The sequence below is a fragment of the Allobosea sp. GW823-FHT02B03 genome (genome assembly GCF_058797755.1).
In genome coordinates this window covers 234238-252890 of sequence record NZ_JBXAJY010000005.1, presented here as the reverse complement: position 1 = coordinate 252890, position 18653 = coordinate 234238, and the positions used below count along the sequence as shown (strand labels likewise).

Below are 18653 nucleotides of genomic sequence, written 5' to 3'. Positions count from 1 at the left end.
CCCAGCCATGCCGTCGCAGGCCAGCGAAAAACGACCGAACGGCAGCAAGTGGGCAAGCGCAATATCGCATGATGCTTCGGCTGATGAAGGGAGGCGCCTCGCAAAAAGGACGCAGGTCGAGCCGTCTTCTCATGCCAAGATGAACCCGCTACCCGCCTGCCCTTCACCGCTTGCGCCTGCCCGCCGATCCCGCAGCTCGCCAATCGGAGTTTTGCAGATGTCCAACGACAGTACGGGCGATGCCTTCGGCGGCCTGGTCGTCCTGGCTTTCGACCTTCTCGACAGCGAGATCCACCGGTCTCCCGAACGTCTCGCCGAGGTGCTCAAGAGCCCGGTCGTGCTGGCGACGGCCCAGAAGGGGCTCTTGAGCTTTGCGAATGCGAAGCTCAAGAGCCAGACCACGCAGCTCTCGCCGGACGACATCCAGAAGCTCCGCTCGATCGGCGACGATGTCCTGTCCAAGGCGGCCGACGAATACTTCAAGCAGATCAAGAAATCCTCGGCGTACAAATCCCTGGAGAAACAGGTCGATGCCTTCAAGCAGGCGGCCGGCTCGTCAGCGCTCGGCGTCTGGGTCGATCAGCACAAGGGCGTCGTCTATGTCGTCGGAGCGGCGCTGGCACTCGGCGCGGGCGCGGCGCTGTTCGTCACCAAGCCGAACAGCGGAGCGGCGACACTCGGCCTGCAGCAGCTGGAAAAGTTGCAGTTCGAGGTCGTCAAGCTCGGCGCGCTGAAACTCGGCGTCGGCGGGATCGTCTTCGATCCGACGGCCGAACTCGTCGGCGCCAAGCTGACCGGCAAGCTGAAATGGGACCGGCTGAAGCTCGACCTCTCGCTTCAGCTGGTGACCAGATCGGCCGCCATCGACAAGGTCGAGGGCGAGGTGATGGTCAAATACGGCTCTTTCGACCTCACCGGCATTGTCAGGAAGGACGTGAGCAAGCCGACCGTCGATCTCAACCTCAAGCTCAGCGCGACGGAGGACCGCTTCAACGTCGCCGTCGCCGCACAGGTCAAGGACGGCCACTTCGGCGGCAGCGCCTCCGCCGGCTACAACGTCACCAAGAGGCTCGACCTCAGCGCGGAACTCAGCCGGACCGGCCGGGGCGATGCCCCCGGCGGCCCCGAGAACCTGTTCATGATCAAGCTGACCGGGACCTTCCCCTGAGGGTGAGGTCCCGGCGCTTTCCGTTCAGTAGATCGGGAAGCGCGAGGTCAGCTCGTGGGCCTTGGCCTTGACCGCCTGTTCGACGGCGGCATTGCCTTCCTCGCCATGCGCAGCGAGGCCGTCGAGCACGTCGGCGATCAGCTCGCCGACCTTCTTGAACTCGGCGACGCCGAAGCCGCGCGAGGTCGCAGCCGGGGTGCCGAGCCGGATGCCCGAGGTGACCATCGGCTTCTCGGGATCGAAGGGGATGCCGTTCTTGTTGCAGGTGATATGGGCGCGCCCGAGCGCGGCCTCGGCCGCCTTGCCTGTGATCTTCTTCGAGCGGAGATCGACCAGCATCAGGTGGTTGTCGGTGCCGCCCGTGACGAGGTCGAAGCCCTTGCTCTTCAGGGTCTCGGCCAGGGCCTTGGCGTTCTCGACCACAGCGCGAGCGTAGATCTTGAACTCGGGCTGCAGCGCCTCCTGGAAGGAGACCGCCTTGGCCGCGATCACGTGCATCAGCGGGCCGCCCTGCAGGCCGGGGAACACGGCCGAATTGATCTTCTTGGCGATGGCCTCGTCATTGGTCAGCACCATGCCGCCGCGCGGACCACGCAGGGTCTTGTGCGTCGTCGTGGTGACGACATGGGCGTGCGGGAACGGCGAAGGATGGGCACCGCCCGCGACCAGCCCGGCGAAGTGGGCCATGTCGACCATGAAATAGGCGCCGACCTTGTCGGCGATCTCGCGGAAGCGGGCGAAATCCCAGTGGCGGGCATAGGCCGAGCCGCCGGCGACGATCATCTTCGGCTTGTGCTCGACCGCAAGGCGCTCCATCGCCTCATAGTCGATCAGCTGGTCGACGACGCAGACGCCATAGGGCACGACCTTGAACCACTTGCCGGACTGGTTGACCGGGGCGCCATGGGTGAGATGGCCGCCGGCGGCGAGGTCGAGGCCCATGAAGGTGTCGCCCGGCTGCATCAGCGCCATGAACACGGCCTGGTTGGCCTGGCTGCCGGAGTTCGGCTGGACGTTGGCGAACCCACAGTCGAACAGCCGGCAGGCGCGCTCGATCGCGAGCTTCTCGGCGATGTCGACGAACTGGCAGCCGCCATAATAGCGCCGGCCCGGATAGCCCTCGGCGTATTTGTTGGTCATCACCGAGCCCTGCGCCTCGAGCACGGCCTGCGAGACGATGTTCTCCGAGGCGATCAGCTCGATCTCCTCGCGCTGACGACCGAGCTCGAGCTCGATGGCGCGGGCGATCTCGGGATCGCGATCGGCGAGGCCAGCAGCAAAGAAGGAATTCGAGAGGTGCTTCTCGGGGGCTTGGCTCATGGCTCTGCTCCATCGGCGCGCCGGAGCCGCCACCGGCACGCTGCCGGCCCGCCCGATGCGCGCCCTGTTCGGCTTGGTCGCGAGGCCGGCGCAACCCTTGCCCGGCGCTGCGGCGTCCTTAGACCATGACCGGCAAAAGGGGAATGCGGTTTTGTCGCCATCGGGGCGCAACCGGTGCGTGCCGTCGTCGCGCGTCAGAAGAGTCCGCTACAAGCGCCGTCGCAATTTCGCCGTCTCAGCGGCGGAACCATGGCGAAGTTCGGGCGTTGCTCATCCAGCGGCGGAGGCGACCATGGGCTTCGGACTTCTCGAAATCGCGATCGTGATGAGCTGCATCTCGATCCTCGGCTACATCATCGCCGACAATTTCGTCTGACGGCGGAATTCTCCCGGCGCAGGCCACCTCGGATGCGCGCTCTGCCGACAGCTCGTTGGCGGGGCTGACCGCGGGATCGAACGCGCTGCAGAGAACGCTGACAAGAGAAAGGGCTCCCGGACCGCTATCCGGGAGCCCTTATCAACTGGACGGCAGGAAAGACCTGCTCAGATGTCCTGCTCGCCCTGGAGCCGGGCGACCGGGACCGGGCCGAGCCCGTCCTTGTTGTAGATGTCCTCGCGGAACTGGACGCCGCCATCGGGCGTCGCCCAGGCGGTGATGTAGACCCAGTAGCACGGCACGGGGTTGGCGATGCGGGCGTTGATACGCTCACCGGACTGGATCGTCTCGTCGATCTTGGCGCGATCCCAGCCGGGGGTCTCCTTCAGCAGGAAGGTGATGTAGTCGCGCACGTTCTGGACGCGGATACAGCCCGAGGAGACGAAGCGGAAATCGTCGCCGAAAATGCCCTTGGCCGGCGTGTCGTGCATGTAGACGCCGTGCGGGCTCGGAATATTGATGCGCACGAAGCCGAGCGAGTTGAACTCGCCGCCCGGATCCTGGCGGAAGGTGTAGCGCGTCGCCTCGTCGGAATTCCAGTTGACCCGCTCCGGTGCGATCTCGCCGCTCGGCCCGATGATGCGGATCCGGTTCTCGGTGAGATAGCCCGGCTGCTTGCGCATCATCGGGATCAGATCCTTGCGGATGATCGATGCCGGCACGGTCCAGGTCGGGTTGAAGTTGACCTCTGGGATCTTGGTCTGCAGCAGCGGCGACTGGCGGTCGGCCTTGCCGACGCCGGCGGCGTGGCGGGTCGCGACATGGCCGTTCTCGACGGTCTCGATCGCAGCCGCCGGGATGTTGGCGACGACATAGCGGTTGCCGAGATTGCCCGACCAGGTCCGCAGCCTGACGACGTTGGTCTCGAGCTGGCGGATGCGCCGGTCGATCGGGATGTTCAGCGCGTTCAGGGTCGCGCGATTGACGGTACCCGTGGTCGACAGGCCCATGCGCGACTGGAAGCGGCGCACCCCGGCCTCGACATAGGAATCATAGACATTGCTCGTGCCGGCCGACTCGTCGAGGTCGCCGGTGATGATCAGGCGCTGGCGCAACTGGACGACGCCCTGGCCCTTAGAGCCGACGGCGAGGCGATCGCCGACCTGGAGCGTCGGCCAGCCGCCGCGCGCGGCGAGGTCGCGATAGCTCGCGATCGCCTGCTCGGTCGCGGCCAGCGCCGCCGGCGACAGCATCGGGGTCGAGGAACGCAGCACCGCATTGCGGGCGCCGGCATCATAGGTCTGGCGCCATTCGGCCTGCTGGGCAAAGGCAGGCAGGCTGACGCCCGCCGCGGCGCTCGAAAACAGGGCCAGCACCGTCTCGCGACGCGTCAGGCTGATATGCGGCATCGATCGTACCCCTCGGACTCGCAGTCAACATAAAGCGGGACGAACCCGCCCCTGTCAGCGAGGCCGGGCCACGCTGGTTGCTGGGGACGATCCCCTACCACAGTTAACAGGCTATGATGAGAGCGGCATTTTTGGGGCGGCGCTGCGTAAAGCTCACGCCAGTTTGACTTTTTACGCGCACCTCTACGGCAGGTGAGGCCCCCGACAGGCGGGTAGCGCGCCCCGGCCCTCAGGCCGGGGAGTTCTGCGGTCCATGCAGCCGCGAGCGGCTGGAGGCAGAGCGCGTCAGAGCTTGTAGCGGATCTGGTCGGTCCAGAAGCGCTCGAGGCGCAGCAGGGCGTTGTTCATGCGCTCGAAATCGTCGGTCGCGATGCCACCGATCTGCTCCACCGTGCGGACGTGCTTGTCGTAGACGCCCTTCACCAGATTGTGCACCTCGCGCCCCTTCTCGGTCAGGCTGATGCGCACCGAGCGACGGTCGATCCGCGAGCGGGCATGGTGCAGGAAGCCGAGCTCGACCAGCTTCTTGACGTTGTAGGAAACGTTCGAGCCGAGATAGTAACCGCGGGTCCGCAGCTCGCTGGCGCTGAGCTCGGCATCGCCGATATTGTAGAGCAGCAGGGCCTGGACGCTGTTGACGTCGTCGCGGCTGCGGCGCTCGAATTCGTCCTTGATGACATCGAGCAGGCGCCGATGCAGCCGCTCGACCAAGGTGAGGGACTCAAGGTAAAGCGGCTTCACCTTGAGTTGAACTTCCTCGGACACGGCTGGCGCCGCAGTCTTTACATTGCTTTTCATGGTATATCCCGCCTGTTGTATCCCGGCCAGGATTAGTCTCCCGGTCCGCTTCTGAGAGACACCATAGGATGGGCGGATGAAAACGAGTTTAAATATCAGGATGAATCAGGGATTTACCCATTTGGGTGAATGCGAAATGAACCGCAAATCCCTTAAGCTAAAGCGTTTCTTACCGCGGCCGTTCGCATTCGAACGGCCGCGCGGGGCTCAGCCCTCCTGGTTTTCGGCTGCCCAGGTCGCCACGAAATAGGCCAGCATCAGCATGACATAGCTGCCGATCAGCACCGGCGAGAGCGGCAGCCAGCGCGGGAAGAAGAAGCCGAGCAGGAGCTGGCTCATCGCCGCCAGCAGCCAGAGCACGCCACCCCAGGTCGAGGTCAGCCAGAGGCCGACGGCGGCGACGAGATCGAAGACCGCGAAATAGACGGTGATCGCCTGGAAGGTCAGAGGGCGCGATTCGAAAGGCGGCCCGCTCTCGGGGCCGAGGCCGAGGATCACGGCCCATTGCAGCAGGCCCTTGGCCATCCAGGCGATGGAGAGCAGGCGCAGCAGCCAGACCAGGATCGTCCGCCAGCGCATGCGGCCGGACTTGCCTTCGCCGCTCGCACCGCCGGGCTGGCTGCGCAGGACCTCGCTCTCGCGCACCAGGCTCACGCCTGACCGCCCAGTACGAGTTCGCTCGCGCCGAGCGGCGCAAAATGAGCCTCGACGGAGGCAGGGTCGACCGCCTCGATGCTGGCCGGCTGCCAGACCGGCGCCTGATCCTTGTCGATCACCACGGCCCGCACGCCTTCATAGAAGTCATGATCATAGGCGATGCGCGAGACGATGCGGAATTCTAGCGCCATCGCCCCCGCGAAATCGAGGGTGGCGCCGCGGCGCATCTGCTCGAAGGCGATGGCGACGCTGGTCGGCGACTTCGCCCTGATCGTGGCGAGCGCCTTGGTCGCGAAGGCCTCGCCAGCGGCGGCGCCAGCCTCGAGACGCGCCAGAACTTCGGCCAGCGTCGGTGCGCCGAATATCGCGGCGATGGCCTCACGCTCGCCGAAGAGCTTGCCGGGAGCGACCGGCTGCACGAAGGAGGCGAGGATCGCGTCGACGGGCTCCTCGCCGGTCAAGGCCTCGGCAAGTTCGGCCATGCGCGCAGAGGGAACGGCGTGCGTCACAAGGCCGAGCGCCAGCGCATCGCCCTGGCCGACGCGGTCTCCGGTCAAGGCGAGGTAGACGCCCGCCGCATCCGGCAGCCGCGGCAGCGCATAGGTCGCCCCGACATCCGGGAAGAAGCCGATGCTGACTTCCGGCATGGCGAAGAGATAGCGCTCCCCGGCGACGCGATAGCGGCCATGCAGGGATATGCCGACGCCGCCACCCATGACGATGCCGTCGATCAGCGAGAGGAAAGGCTTGGGATAAGATTGGATTCGGGCGTTGAGGATGTACTCCTCGCGCCAGAACGCCAGCATCTCATCCTGCCGGGCGGCCTTGCCGAGAGCATGCAGGGCGCGGATGTCGCCGCCGGCACAGAACGCCTTCTCTCCGGAAGCCGTCACCACGATGCGGGTCACTGCCGGATCGTTCTCCCAGGCATCGAGCGCGCGCGCCAGCTCGCGCACCATGCCGTGGCTGAGCGCGTTCAGTGCCTTCGGGCGGTTGAGCAGGACATAGCCCGCCGCGCCGCGCCTCTCGCAGATGATCTCCTGGTCCTGCGTCATGTCCCGGATGCCGTCCTGATCATCCTGCGGTTCTGGAAGCCGTGACCGGGCTTGTCAACGCGAGGCCGTGGCCTATCCGATCCTGTTTCGGCGCACAGCGGCACACGCCGGGCCGGCATGCGACGCTGGTGCCTGTTTTGGAATGGTTCCGATGTGCTAAAGCAACGCACAAGACTGCCGTCGGGCAGGTTGGAGGCGTTCATGGCATCTCGGGTTGTGCGGTCTTTCCCCGCCCCGCAAGCAAGACTGGTCGAGGCCCCGACATCGACTTCCCTCGGCCTCACCCGCCGCATGCGCCGCAACCGCAAGGCCGACTGGTCGCGCCGGCTGGTGCGCGAGAACCTGCTGACGGTCGACGATCTGATCTGGCCGATCTTCCTGATGGATTCGCGCGAGGCGCGCTCGCCGGTCGCCTGGATGCCCGGCGTCGACCGGCTCAACATCGACGAGGCGGTGCGGCAGGCAGAAGAAGCCGCTTCGCTCGGCATCCCGGCCATCGCGCCCTTCCCCTTCGTCGAGCGCGAACTGCGCGACCCGACCGGTTCGGAAGCGCTGAACAGCCGCAACCTGATGTGCCGGGCCGTCCGGGCGATCAAGGCGGCGGTGCCGGAGATCGGCATCATCTGCGACGCCGCGCTCGATCCTTACACCTCGCACGGGCATGACGGCGTCATGGATGGCGAGAAGGTGCTCAACGACGCCAGCGTCCACATCCTCACGCAGCAGGCCCTCGCTCTGGCGGAGGCCGGCGCCGACGTGATCGCCCCCTCCGACATGATGGACGGACGTGTCGCCGCGATCCGCGCCGGGCTCGACAACGCCGGGCTCGAGGACGTGCAGATCATGGCCTATGCGGCGAAATACGCCTCGGCCTATTACGGCCCGTTCCGCGATGCGATCGGCACCAATGCCACGCTGGTCGGCGACAAGCGCACCTATCAGATGGATCCGGCCAATTCCGACGAGGCGATCGCCGAAGTGGCGCTCGATCTCGAGGAAGGCGCCGACATGGTGATGATCAAGCCCGGCCTGCCCTATCTCGACGTCGTGGCGCGGGTGAAGGACACCTTTGCGGTGCCGACCTTCGCCTATCAGGTCTCGGGCGAGTACGCGATGATCATGGCCGCCGCCAATAATGGCTGGCTCGACGGCGACAAGGCGATGCTGGAGAGCCTGCTGGCCTTCAAACGCGCCGGCGCCGACGGTGTGCTGACCTATTTCGCGCCGAAGGTGGCGCGGATGCTGAAGGCGCGCGGCTGAGCAAACGCCGTCTTTCTCAGGCGAAGCGAAGCGCAGGCCCGAGAATCTCCTGAAAGCGATGCTCGGGTCAGGCCCGGGCATGACGCTCCGCACAAGCCGTGTTCCGCGCAGCCTTGAAGCGCGCTAGCGTCAGCGCCGATGCGCGCGCTGCTCACGTCGATTCTGCTCTGCCTGGCGCTCGCCTCCTGCGGGCAGCGCTTCGACACCGACCAGCGGCGCGCCTGCCGGCTGGCGATCCCGGCGCTGAACCCCGGCGACAGCACGATCGTGATCGAGGGCAGCGGCCAGGGCCCGCGCCCCGGCATATTGCGCATCGTCTACCGGGTCGAGCGCGCCGACCTGCAGCCGAGGCGGCGCACCATCGACTGCATCTTCGCCGGCGAGGGCACACCGCTGCAGCGCGGCGCGCTGGCAGGCCTCGCCTCGGACGGGCGGCCGATGACCGATGCGAGCTTCCTGCTCCTGCGGCGCTTCTATCTCGAGAACAAGGCCGAGCCACCGGTCGACCCGGAAGCGGCGCCGGTCGGGCATCTGCCATTGCTTCCGGCGGGCGCGGCCTATCTCATGCAGCAGAGCCTCGCCGCCCTGCCCTCGGCCGCGATCTACGCCCTGCTCGCCAGCGCCTATGCGCTGATCTACGGGCTGAACGGCCGCATCATCCTGACCTTCGGCGAATTCTCGGCGCTGGGCGCCGCCGCGGCCGTGGTCGGGGTGGCGCTAGTCTTCTCTCTCGCGCCCTCGACCCCGGCCTCCGGCCTCGCCATCGCCTTCCTGGTCGCCATCGCGGTCAGCGCCATCCATGGCTTCGCCATGGGGCGCTTTGTGCTGCGCCATCTCGACAAGGCAAACGGCCAGCAGGTGCTGATCGCGACGATCGGCCTCGCCATCGCGTTGTCGGAATATCTGCGCCTCGCCCAGGGCGTCGAACTGCGCTGGCTGCCGCCGGTGTTCAACGAGCCGCTGCCGCTGGCGCGGGCCGCCAACTTCACCGTCACCACCACGCCGGTCGGGCTCGCGATGACGGCGGGCGGGCTCGCGGCGGCACTGGGGCTGATCCACTATCTGCGCCGCTCAGCCTATGGCCGGGCCTGGCGGGCGGTGGCCGACGATGCCCGCACCGCCGCCCTGTTCGGCGTCGATGCGCGTGCCGTGCACGACCGGGCCGTCGTCATCGCCTGCGCGGCTTGCGGCGCGGCCGGCGTGATCGTGACGGTGATCTATGGCGGGATGGGCTTTTCCGGCGGCTTCACGCTCGGCCTGAAGGCGCTGGTGGCGGCGGTGCTCGGCGGCATCGGCTCGGTTCCGGGCGCCTGTCTCGGCGGGCTCGCCATTGCCGCCTTCGAGATGGCATGGTCGACGGCGATGCCCCTCGAACAGCGCGACATCGCCGTCTATAGCTTGCTCGCCGTGACGCTGATCCTGCGCCCCGGCGGCTTCTTCGGCGATGGCGCGCTGTCGCCGCGCCAGGTCTGAAAGCTCTCCGGGGGAAAAACGTGGCAGAGACCGCATTCGCCGTCAGCTTCGCCGATATCGAGGCTGCGGCGCGCACCATCGAAGGCCATGTGCTGAAGACGCCGCTCATGCCGGCGCCGCGCCTCTCGGCCCTCACCGGAGCCGAGGTCCTGGTCAAGCACGAGAACATGCAGGCCACCGCCTCGTTCAAGGAACGCGGGGCGGTGAACAAGCTGCTCAGCCTCTCAGACGACGAGAAGCGCCGCGGCGTGATCGCGATGTCGGCCGGGAACCACGCCCAGGCGATCGCCTATCATGCCAGGCGCTTCGGCATCCCGGCGACGATCGTGATGCCGGAGCCGACGCCGTTGGTGAAGGTTGAGAACACCCGCGCCCATGGCGCCGAGGTCGTGCTCTTCGGCGAGACGCTCTACGAGGCCGCCCAGCAGGCCCACAGCATCGCGCAGGAGAAGGGGCTGGTCTTCGTCCACCCCTATGACGACGCGGCGGTGATGGCCGGCCAGGGCACGGTCGCGCTCGAGATGCTGCGCGAGGCGCCCGATCTCGACGTCCTGCTGATCCCGATCGGCGGCGGCGGGCTGATGGCCGGCAATGCGGTCGCCGCCAAGGCGCTGAAGCCGGGGATCGAGCTGATCGGCATCGAGGCCGCGCTCTACCCATCCTTCCACAACGCCATGCACGCCGCCGAGCTACCGATCGGCGGCGCGACGCTCGCCGAGGGCATCGCGGTGAAGACGGTCGGCGTGCAGACCCTGCCGATCGTCAGGGAACTGGTTTCCGACATCGTGCTGGTCGGCGAGGATCTGATCGAGCGCGCGGTCAACGCCTATGCCTCCCTGCAGCACACACTCGCCGAGGGCGCCGGCGCGGCCGGGCTCGCCGCCATGCTGCAGCAGCCGGAGCGCTATCGCGGCCGCAAGGTCGGACTGGTTCTCACCGGCGGCAATATCGACACGCGGCTGCTCGCTGCCATCATGGTCCGCGAACTCGAGCGCGAGCAGCGCATCGCCGCCTTCCGCCTGACGGCGAGCGACAGGCCGGGTCTGCTCGGCAAGGTCGCGAGCCTGCTCGGCACGCTCGGCGCCAACATCCTGGAGGTCAGCCATGGCCGGCTCTTCCTCGACGTGCCGGCGAAGGGTGTGACGCTCGACGTCACCGTCGAGACCCGCGACGAGCACCATACCGCGGCGATCGAGCAGGCGCTGTGCCGGGAAGGTTTTGCGCCGCGGCGAATCTATCCGCGCGGCCAGGAGACCGATCGCTCCGGCCAGTGACATTTCGGGAGCGTGAATCGATCTCCTTCTCAACGAACCAGTGCGTGATCCTGGGCGAAAGCCGCTTGCACTTTTCGGCATCGCGGGCTTGCGGAACCGGGAGGCTGATCAAACATTGTCGGTGCGGGCGCCAATTCCGATCAGCAGCTTGCCCGCACGACAAAGGAAGGTCGACCACCCGATGAGCCAGCCCTCTTCCTACCGCCAGCAGACGCTCCCCGTGGAGGAGCGCCCGGTGCAGGATACGCGCGGCGTGCTCGGCTCGCGGCTCTTCGCCTGGATCGGCGACGTCGTCATCCTGTTCTTCCTGACCTGGATGGTCCTCGTCCTGCTGGGCATTCTCGGTATCGTCACCTTCGGACTGACCTGGCTGCTGATGGGCGGGGCGACCATCGGCGTCGCGCTCGGCTATGCGGCGCTGACGATCGGCGGGCGCAAGCAGGCGACGTTCGGCATGCGGATGGCCGGGATTCGGGTCGAGACCGCCACCGGTGGGCGCCCCGATGCACTGGCGGCTGCGGTGCACGCGCTGTTCTTCTATGTCGCGGCCGGCACGGTCGCGCTCTGGTTCCTCGACATTCTCTGCGGGCTGGCGCGCTCCGACCGGCGCCTCGGTCACGATCTGCTGACCGGGCTGGTGGTGGTACGCGCCTGACCCATGTGGAGAGCTTGTTGCCGTCGCAGCGGGTGCTAAACTCGCCGCGAGCGATTGACGGAGCCCTTCGAACGTGACGCGGCCCCTGCGGGATGCTCCGCAATTCTATCTGACCTCGCCGACACCTTGCCCCTATCTGCCGGGCCGCGAGGAGCGCAAGGTGTTCACCCATCTCGTCGGCGGCCGGGCGCGCGACCTCAACGACGTTCTCTCCCAGGGCGGCTTCCGACGCTCGCAGAGCATCGCCTACCGTCCGGCCTGCGAGACCTGCCGGGCCTGCGTCTCGGTCAGGATCGTCGTCGACGATTTCCGCCCGTCGCGCGGCTTCCGCAAGGTGCTGTCGCGCAATAGCGACCTGATCGGCGAGGCGCTGCCGCCGCAACCGCGATCGGAGCATTATTCGCTGTTCCGCAGCTATCTCGACGTGCGCCACCCCGAAGGCGGCATGGCGACGATGTCGGCGCTCGACTTCGCGATGATGATCGAGGACACCCATGTCGAGACCAGCCTGGTCGAGTACCGTCGGCGCGGCCCCGACAGCGGCTTCACCGGACGCGGTCAAGGCGATCTCTACGCGCTGGCGCTGACCGACCGGCTGAACGACGGGCTCTCCATGGTCTATTCGGTCTACGATCCCGATCTGGAAATCCGCTCGCTCGGCACCTTCATGGTGCTCGACCATGTCGAGCGTGCCCGCAAGCTCGGCCTGCCTTACGTCTATCTCGGCTACTGGGTCGATGGTTCGCCGAAAATGGCCTACAAGGCCCGCTTCCTGCCGCAGGAGCGGCTGATGCCGCAGGGCTGGGAACGCGTCGGCTGAAAGGCGCGCGGCTCGCGCCGGAAAAACGGGGGGCATGTCTAGCCTCGATCCCGCCGTATCTAAATCGTTTGAGATGCACAGCCGGGCTGCAGAACGAACACTTGCCCGGGCAGGAGACAACGGGCGATAGGTAGCCGCGAAGGCTGCCGCCCTCTCTCTGGCAGCCCGTATTGGAGGAAACATGGTCGACCAGCTGACCGAGCGCCTTGAGCGCTGCTACACCGGCGTGATCCACGACATTCTGCGCGAAATGGGGCTGAAGGACTTCACCCTGCCGCCGGAACTGCGTCCGCTCCTGCCCGGCACCAAGCTGGCGGGTCCGGCCTTCACCCTCGAGGGCAAGACCGGCGAGTTCGACGCGCATGAGACGCTGCTGGCCTGGACCGGCCTGCTCTCGCGCGCCAAGCCCGGCCATGTCTGGGTCTGCCAGCCCAACACCGAGGGCTGCGCGCTGATGGGCGAGCTCTCGGCCGAGACGCTGAAGAACAAGGGCGTGCGCGGCTGCGTCATCGACGGCCTCGCCCGCGACACCGAGTTCATGATCGACATGGGCTATCAGGTCTATTTCAAGGCCTATACGCCGCGCGACATCGTCGGCTTCTGGCAGCCCAAGGCGGTCGACGAGCCGATCAAGATCGGCGATGTCTGGATCCGCCCGGGCGACTACATCCTGGCCGACCGCGACGGTGTCGTCCGCATTCCCGCCGAGATCATCGAGGAAGTGCTGACCAAGTCCGAGACCGCGATCACCGCCGAGAACAAGGTCCGCACCGCGATCCTCGCCGGAACCGATCCCCAGCAGGCCTATCTGCAGTTCGGCAAGTTCTGATGACCCATGACCCGCGCCTGATCCTGCTCGACGCCCGCGACAACGTCTTCGTCGCGCGCGCCCGCCTGCCAGCCGGCGAGGCGATCGAGACCGGAACGGGCGCGGCGACGCTCGACCGCGATGTGCCGCTGGCACACAAGGTCGCTCGCCGGGCAATCGCGCCCGGCGAAAAGATCCTGAAATACGGCGCGCCCATCGGCGTCGCGACGGTCGCCATCGCCGCCGGCAGCCATGTCCATGTCCAGAACATGCGAAGCGACTACACGCCGACCTATCATCTCGAAGACGAGCGCAAGGCGGGAGCGACCCAATGAGCGAGCTCAGGGGTTATCTGCGCAGCGACGGCCGCAAGGGCATCCGCAACGTCGTCGCGGTCGCCTATCTCGTCGAATGCGCGCATCACGTCGCCCGCGAGATCGCCCTGCCCTGGCGCGAGAACGAGGTCCACGCGATCGGCTTTCCCGGCTGCTACCCGAACCCTTACGCCGAGCGGATGATGGAGCAGCTCTGCACCCATCCCAATGTCGGGGCGGTGCTGCTGATCTCGCTCGGCTGCGAGAGCTTCAACAAATACGCGCTGGAGCGCGTCGTCCGCGCCACCGGCCGACCGGTCAAGACCATCGTCATCCAGGGCACCGGCGGCACCCGCGCCTCGATCAAGGAGGGCCGCACCTGGGTCGAGGAGCAGCGCGCCCTGCTCGACGAGGTAGAGACCGTACCGATGGCGGTCAGCGAACTGGTGATCGGCACGGTCTGCGGCGGCTCCGACGGCACCTCCGGCATCACCGGCAACCCGGCGGCCGGCCGCGCCTTCGACCAGCTGATCGCCGAGGGCGCCGCCTGCATCTTCGAGGAGACCGGCGAGCTGATCGGCTGCGAGCACATCATGGCCGCCCGCGCCATCACGCCCGAGCTCGGCGTCGAGCTGGAGAAATCCGTCGCCAAGGCGGCCCGCTACTATGCGACGCTCGGCTACGGCTCCTTCGCCGCCGGCAATGCCGAGGGTGGACTCTCGACCATCGAGGAGAAGTCGATGGGCGCCTATGCCAAATCGGGTGTCTCACCGATTTCCGGCCTGATCAAGCCGGGTGACGTGCCGCCGCATGGCGGTCTCTATCTGCTCGATGTGGTGCCGGATGGCGAGGTCCGCTTCGGCTTCCCCAACATCAACGACAATGCCGAGATCGCCGAGCTGATCGCCTGCGGCGCGCATTGCGTGCTGTTCGTCACCGGCCGCGGTTCGGTCGTCGGCTCGGCGATCTCGCCGGTCGTGAAGATCTGCGCCAACCCCGAGACCTATCGCCGGATGAGCGACGACATGGACGTCGACGCCGGCCGCATTCTCGAAGGCCGCGCCAGCCTCGACGAGGTCGGCACGGAGATCCGCGACCTCGTCGTCTCGCTGGCGCAGGGCGCACGGACCAAGTCGGAAGAGCTCGGGCACCAGGAGTTCATCCTGACCTATAAGAGCTTCGAGCCGCTCGGCCCGGCCTGCCTGCCGGCCGCCTGAAGACGTTCAGCCGCCGCTGGCGGCCGGCGGCGGGGCGGAGCCGGGAGCCGACCAGCTGGTGGTCCAGGTCTCTGTCAGCGAGCGCAAGGGCGTCCGCAGGAAGAGGCGCAGATCGGTGCTTTCGCCGGGGCGCAGCGCGACGTCAACGATCGCCCGGAAGCCCTTCGCCGCATAATTGGGATCGAGGATCGTGTTGGTGACCGAGCCGACCGAGACCGTGGCCACCGCGGAGACACGCTTGGGATCGCTCAGGTAAAATTCGAGATCGCCGGCGTTGAAATCGACGATGAAGCGCTTTCGGACCAGCCCGGCAGCGGCATCCACCGCATCGTCGGCCGCAAAGCTGCTCTGGACCTGACCCATGCCGTGCAAGGTCTCGGTCGTCGAGACGCTCGTCATCCGGTAGCTCAGCTCGGTCTGGCGCCCCGGCTCCAGCGGCGTCTTCGGCGTCCAGCAGCAGACGATGTTGTCAAATTCCTCGCCCTGCGTCGGGATCTCGATCAGGTCGACGCGGCCCTCGCCCCATTCGCCCACCGGCTCGATCCAGTAGCCCGGCCTCGCATGGTAGTGCGCCTCGAGGTCCTGGTAATGGCCGAACTCGCGGTCGCGCTGGATCAGGCCGAAGCCGCGCGGGTTCCTGTCATGGAAGGAGGAGATGGTCAGCGCTTTCGGGTTGCGGATCGGCCGCCAGATCCATTCGCCGACGCCGGTGTGGAGCATCAGCCCGTCGGAATCGTGGATCTCGGGACGAAAATCGGTGCGCTGCTCGCGGTCCCCCTCGCCGGCGAGGAACATCGAGGTCAGCGGCGCGATGCCGATGCGCTGGATCGGCTTGCGCGGAATGATCGTCGCCGTCACCGCGATGCTGGTCTGCGGGCCGGGCGTCACCACGAAGCGGAAGGCTCCGCTGACCGAGGGCGAATCGACCAGTCCATAGACGACGAGATCGACGCTTTCCGGCTTCGGCCGCTCCAGCCAGAGCGAACGGAAGAACGGAAACTCCTCATCCGCCTCGCCACCGACATCGAGCGCGAGCGCCCGTGCCGACAGGCCATAGCGATGGCCGCGCCCGAGAAAGCGGAAATAGCTGGCGCCGAGGAACGAGATCACCTCGTCCTGCAGCTTCAGGCTGTTCAGCGTCGTCGTGACGGAAAAGCCGGCGAAGCCCAGCGACACCGGCAGCTTCTGCGGCACCGGCGCCTTGCCGAACTCGAACAGCGCCATGTTGTAGGGAATCGGAATCGCATTGCCGTTTGACACGACATGGATCTGGACCGGCCGGTCGTGCAGGAAGCCGAGATGGAAGAGCTGCAGACGGAAATCCGTTCCGTCATTCTGCCAGAGCGCCTTGTCGCGGCGGAACCTGATCTCGCGATAGCTGTCATAGGTCAGCGCCCTCAGCGCGTCCGGAATATCGGGCTGCGCGTCGTCGAAGGGGCGCTCGGCCAGGATGCGTGCCTGATTGACGACCTCCGCATAGCTGAAGGTACCGGGGCGCGGTGTACCGGGCGGCTGGCCGTCCGCCGATGGCGTGGCTGGGTTCTGGGCGAGCGCCGGCGGAGCAAGCATGGCGGTCGAGGCGAGGAGCGCGAGAGCCGAGCGGCGCGAGGGCAGGCTGGCCGCCGCCTCCCGGCGCGGCGGCTGCGACATTTCGGGAAGACGCACATCATCTCGGGCAGGACAGTTCACGCAAAGCTCCGGGCAAGATTCTTCGGCCGCCACCATGCCGTGACCGGTGCCGCGAAAACGTGGCGGTCGGGAGGAAGTTCCGGGGCGGACCTCGCAGGAAGCCCCCGGATGGTCCCCTTGACGCACGCGCGCACAATACTTGGCGAACGGCCCAAATTGGCCGGTCGGCTTAAGACTAAATCAAATGGACCTGGGGCAGGTTGCGGTCTTCGCTCGCGGCGTCGCGCGCTCATAATGGCCGGACCTACCCATGTTGCAGTCGCTTTCCCGCATGCCGGCGGACATGTCATCGGACTCGCGGCGCCAGCTCCTCAATGCCGTGACCGACCTGTTCCTGCTCGACGGCGAACCCAGCGACACCTCCAAGTCGCATTACGGCGACATCGCGCTGCGCACCCTGCCGCATCTCGAGAGCGAAGACCGCAAGCAATACGCCGACAGCGTCGCGGCGACGCCGAGCCTGCCGCATGAGGTCGCGGTCTCGCTGGCCAGCGACGCCGATTCCGAAGTGGCGAAGCTCGTGCTCAAGCTCTCGCCGGTTCTGACCGACACCGACCTCGCCGCCATCGCCGTCAGCCAGACGCAGGCGCATCTGACCGCGATCGCCGAGCGCGCCCGCCTCTCCGAAAGCGTCACCGACATCCTTGTCGAACGTGGCGACAGCGGCGTGCTGCGGACCGTCAGCGGCAACGAAGGCGCCCAGTTCTCCGACCATGGCTTCGACCGGCTGCTCCAGCGCGGCGGCGACGACGTCGCTGTCGGCGAAGCGCTGGCACGCCGCAGCGACCTCTCGCCACAGCGGGTCCAGCGCGTGCTGCGCATCGTCGAGCAGGTCGCGGAACAAGGCGAGCGCAGCAAGGATTCCGCCGATCTCGCCAGGCAGGCGCGGCAGCAGCGGCTGGAGGTCAAGCTGCTGCTGTCCGATCTGCGCGCGCAGGTCCGCACCCTGCCGGAGGTCGTGACCATGCTGGCCGACGAGGACCGGGCCTTCCACCTCGCTCAGGTCCTCGCCTCCGCTGCGGATATCAGCAACGAACAGGCGCTCCGCGTGCTGCTCCAGCGCGACGTCAGCGGCATCGCCGTTCTCGGCCGCGCACTCAACCTCGACGCGGAAACCTTCCGCGCGATGCTCAGCCTGCGCGGACGCCGGCTCTTCTTCGCGGCCAAGACGATCGAGGACGATCTGCGGGACTATGGCAGGCTCGATGCCGCGACCGCCGATCGGACGATGCGCTTCCTGCGGCTGAAGACCAAAGTCGCCTGATGCGACCAGCGGTCCGCCACAAAAGCGCGACAATCGCTCCCTCTCCTGCTAAACTATGAGCATGAGCGCGCCCGCTATCATGGCACGAGTGACAGGCATCGCCGTCATTGCCGGCCTTGCCTTTGCCAGCCGACCCGCCCAGGCACAGGCCTTCCTGCCCTTCATGGGGTTTGGGACATTGCCCAGCTTCGCCTGGTCGGCGCCCACGCTGGCGCCAGGCGGCGTGAAATGGGAAGGCTCCTACGCGCGGATCTCGAGCGGCTTCCAGGTCATCAGCTCGAAGCAGTTCGGCACCACCGCCGGCCCGACGATCGGGCTCGAAGGCGGCAAGATGTGGCGCGACGGCGACTTCGTCTACGGCATCGTCGGGGCGCTGGAATATGCTCCGAGCTTCGGCGGCTACAACAGCCCGGGCTTCGGCCAGGCGAGCTACACGCAGGACATCGCCGGCGCCTTCCAGATCAAGGCCGGCGTGCTCGCGACGCCCGACGTGCTGCTCTACACCAAGTTCGGCATGGCCGCCGCCAACGAGACCTATCGCTACGGTCCGACACCGTTCTCGGCGCCCTTCTCCCGCTCGGACATCGCGGTCAGGCCGGAAGCGCGCGCCGGCGTCGAATGGGCGGTCACCGACAAGCTGACGCTCGGGCTGGAAGTCGGACTGGTCGGCCAGTCGATCCGCTGAGAACTCGATTCAAGAGAGTCTCAAATCGATTCAGCGCCTGCTCGCAAGCCGCTGATAAACCGCAACAATCACGCGCCCGCCGCGCTCAGGCCATCAGCTTGAGCGTGTCCGCGTGCCTGTCCGACCAGGCCTTGATCTCGCGGAAGACAGGGCCGAGTTCGCGCGCGGCCGGCGTCACCGCATACTCCACGCGCGGCGGCACTTCCGGATAGATCGTGCGTTTGACGAGGCCGTGCGCCTCCAGATCGCGCAGCTGGGTGGTCAGCATATGCTGCGTGATGCCGGGGATAGCGCGGCGCAGCTCGCCGAAGCGCAAAGTCCCGTGCCCAAGCCGCCAGAGGATTTCCCCCTTCCACTTGCCGGTCAGGATGCGCATCGCGGCATGGAACCGTTCGACCGTCGCGGAATCGG

At 67.0% G+C, this 18653-nt stretch carries 19 protein-coding genes; 12 read left to right on the top strand and 7 right to left on the bottom strand.

The genetic code is table 11. The features are described 5' to 3' along the window. Nucleotides 1-217 precede the first annotated feature (217 nt). Nucleotides 218-1168, top strand: coding sequence for a hypothetical protein (locus AC1REK_RS18255; RefSeq protein ID WP_492268957.1), 951 nt, complete (start codon nt 218-220; stop codon nt 1166-1168). Nucleotides 1169-1192: 24 nt separating this feature from the next. Here the strand turns inward: AC1REK_RS18255 and glyA are convergent, their stop codons facing one another. Further along, on the bottom strand, nt 1193-2488 hold the full coding sequence (gene glyA / locus AC1REK_RS18250) for a serine hydroxymethyltransferase (RefSeq protein WP_492268958.1): 1296 nt from the start codon (nt 2486-2488) through the stop codon (nt 1193-1195). A gap of 55 nt (nt 2489-2543) precedes the next feature. On the opposite strand from glyA, the gene AC1REK_RS18245 reads away from it, so the two are divergent. Continuing rightward, entirely contained in the window at nt 2544-2864 is a 321-nt protein-coding gene (locus AC1REK_RS18245; protein ID WP_327523919.1) for a hypothetical protein, read from the top strand. A 167-nt stretch (nt 2865-3031) separates the two neighbouring features. Here the strand turns inward: AC1REK_RS18245 and AC1REK_RS18240 are convergent, their stop codons facing one another. The 4 genes from AC1REK_RS18240 to AC1REK_RS18225 all read right to left on the bottom strand — a co-directional run bounded on the left by AC1REK_RS18240 (nt 3032) and on the right by AC1REK_RS18225 (nt 6783). Next, entirely contained in the window at nt 3032-4273 is a 1242-nt protein-coding gene (locus tag AC1REK_RS18240) for a L,D-transpeptidase family protein (RefSeq protein WP_492268959.1), read from the bottom strand. Nucleotides 4274-4558: 285 nt separating this feature from the next. Next, a complete protein-coding gene (ldtR, locus tag AC1REK_RS18235) occupies nt 4559-5071 on the bottom strand; it encodes a transcriptional regulator LdtR (RefSeq protein WP_316017951.1) in 513 nt (170 codons plus the stop codon). Between the two features lie 207 nt (nt 5072-5278). Continuing rightward, nucleotides 5279-5725, bottom strand: coding sequence for a DUF6163 family protein (locus tag AC1REK_RS18230; protein ID WP_492268960.1), 447 nt, complete (start codon nt 5723-5725; stop codon nt 5279-5281). After that, nucleotides 5722-6783: an enoyl-CoA hydratase/isomerase family protein gene (locus AC1REK_RS18225; RefSeq protein ID WP_492268961.1), complete on the bottom strand. Its 1062-nt coding sequence runs from the start codon at nt 6781-6783 to the stop codon at nt 5722-5724. Before AC1REK_RS18225 ends, AC1REK_RS18230 begins: the two co-directional genes overlap by 4 nt. A gap of 201 nt (nt 6784-6984) precedes the next feature. On the opposite strand from AC1REK_RS18225, the gene hemB reads away from it, so the two are divergent. The 8 genes from hemB to AC1REK_RS18185 all read left to right on the top strand — a co-directional run bounded on the left by hemB (nt 6985) and on the right by AC1REK_RS18185 (nt 14604). Further along, on the top strand, nt 6985-8043 hold the full coding sequence (gene hemB / locus AC1REK_RS18220) for a porphobilinogen synthase (RefSeq protein WP_390893297.1): 1059 nt from the start codon (nt 6985-6987) through the stop codon (nt 8041-8043). 138 nt (nt 8044-8181) lie between these two features. After that, nucleotides 8182-9516 (top strand): branched-chain amino acid ABC transporter permease, encoded by a 1335-nt coding sequence (locus tag AC1REK_RS18215; protein ID WP_492268962.1) that lies wholly within the window; start codon nt 8182-8184, stop codon nt 9514-9516. A gap of 20 nt (nt 9517-9536) precedes the next feature. Further along, the gene (locus tag AC1REK_RS18210) at nt 9537-10790 is read left to right on the top strand and encodes a threonine ammonia-lyase (protein WP_492268963.1); all 1254 of its coding nucleotides are present in this window, start codon (nt 9537-9539) and stop codon (nt 10788-10790) included. Between the two features lie 181 nt (nt 10791-10971). Beyond that, nucleotides 10972-11445, top strand: a complete 474-nt coding sequence (locus AC1REK_RS18205) for an RDD family protein (RefSeq protein ID WP_327523924.1) — start codon at nt 10972-10974, stop codon at nt 11443-11445. A gap of 73 nt (nt 11446-11518) precedes the next feature. Then, nucleotides 11519-12265, top strand: a complete 747-nt coding sequence (locus tag AC1REK_RS18200; protein ID WP_316017957.1) for an arginyltransferase — start codon at nt 11519-11521, stop codon at nt 12263-12265. 181 nt (nt 12266-12446) lie between these two features. Further along, complete coding sequence (locus AC1REK_RS18195; RefSeq protein WP_316017958.1) at nt 12447-13094, top strand: RraA family protein; 648 nt, start codon at nt 12447-12449, stop codon at nt 13092-13094. Beyond that, entirely contained in the window at nt 13094-13408 is a 315-nt protein-coding gene (locus AC1REK_RS18190) for a UxaA family hydrolase (protein ID WP_492268964.1), read from the top strand. Before AC1REK_RS18195 ends, AC1REK_RS18190 begins: the two co-directional genes overlap by 1 nt. Then, nucleotides 13405-14604: a UxaA family hydrolase gene (locus AC1REK_RS18185; RefSeq protein ID WP_492268965.1), complete on the top strand. Its 1200-nt coding sequence runs from the start codon at nt 13405-13407 to the stop codon at nt 14602-14604. The genes AC1REK_RS18190 and AC1REK_RS18185 overlap by 4 nt, the downstream gene beginning before the upstream one ends. 6 nt (nt 14605-14610) lie before the next feature. On the opposite strand, the gene AC1REK_RS18180 is transcribed toward AC1REK_RS18185, so the two are convergent. Further along, on the bottom strand, nt 14611-16269 hold the full coding sequence (locus tag AC1REK_RS18180; protein WP_492268966.1) for an OpgD/OpgG family glucan biosynthesis protein: 1659 nt from the start codon (nt 16267-16269) through the stop codon (nt 14611-14613). 307 nt (nt 16270-16576) lie between these two features. On the opposite strand from AC1REK_RS18180, the gene AC1REK_RS18175 reads away from it, so the two are divergent. Beyond that, nucleotides 16577-17557 carry a DUF2336 domain-containing protein gene (locus tag AC1REK_RS18175; RefSeq protein ID WP_492273812.1) on the top strand — a complete coding sequence of 327 codons (981 nt, stop codon included), beginning with the start codon at nt 16577-16579 and terminating at the stop codon, nt 17555-17557. A 79-nt stretch (nt 17558-17636) separates the two neighbouring features. Then, nucleotides 17637-18242, top strand: a complete 606-nt coding sequence (locus tag AC1REK_RS18170) for an outer membrane protein (RefSeq protein ID WP_327523929.1) — start codon at nt 17637-17639, stop codon at nt 18240-18242. Between the two features lie 85 nt (nt 18243-18327). Here the strand turns inward: AC1REK_RS18170 and AC1REK_RS18165 are convergent, their stop codons facing one another. After that, nucleotides 18328-18618, bottom strand: a complete 291-nt coding sequence (locus tag AC1REK_RS18165) for a helix-turn-helix domain-containing protein (RefSeq protein WP_327523939.1) — start codon at nt 18616-18618, stop codon at nt 18328-18330. Between the last annotated feature and the right edge of the window lie 35 nt (nt 18619-18653).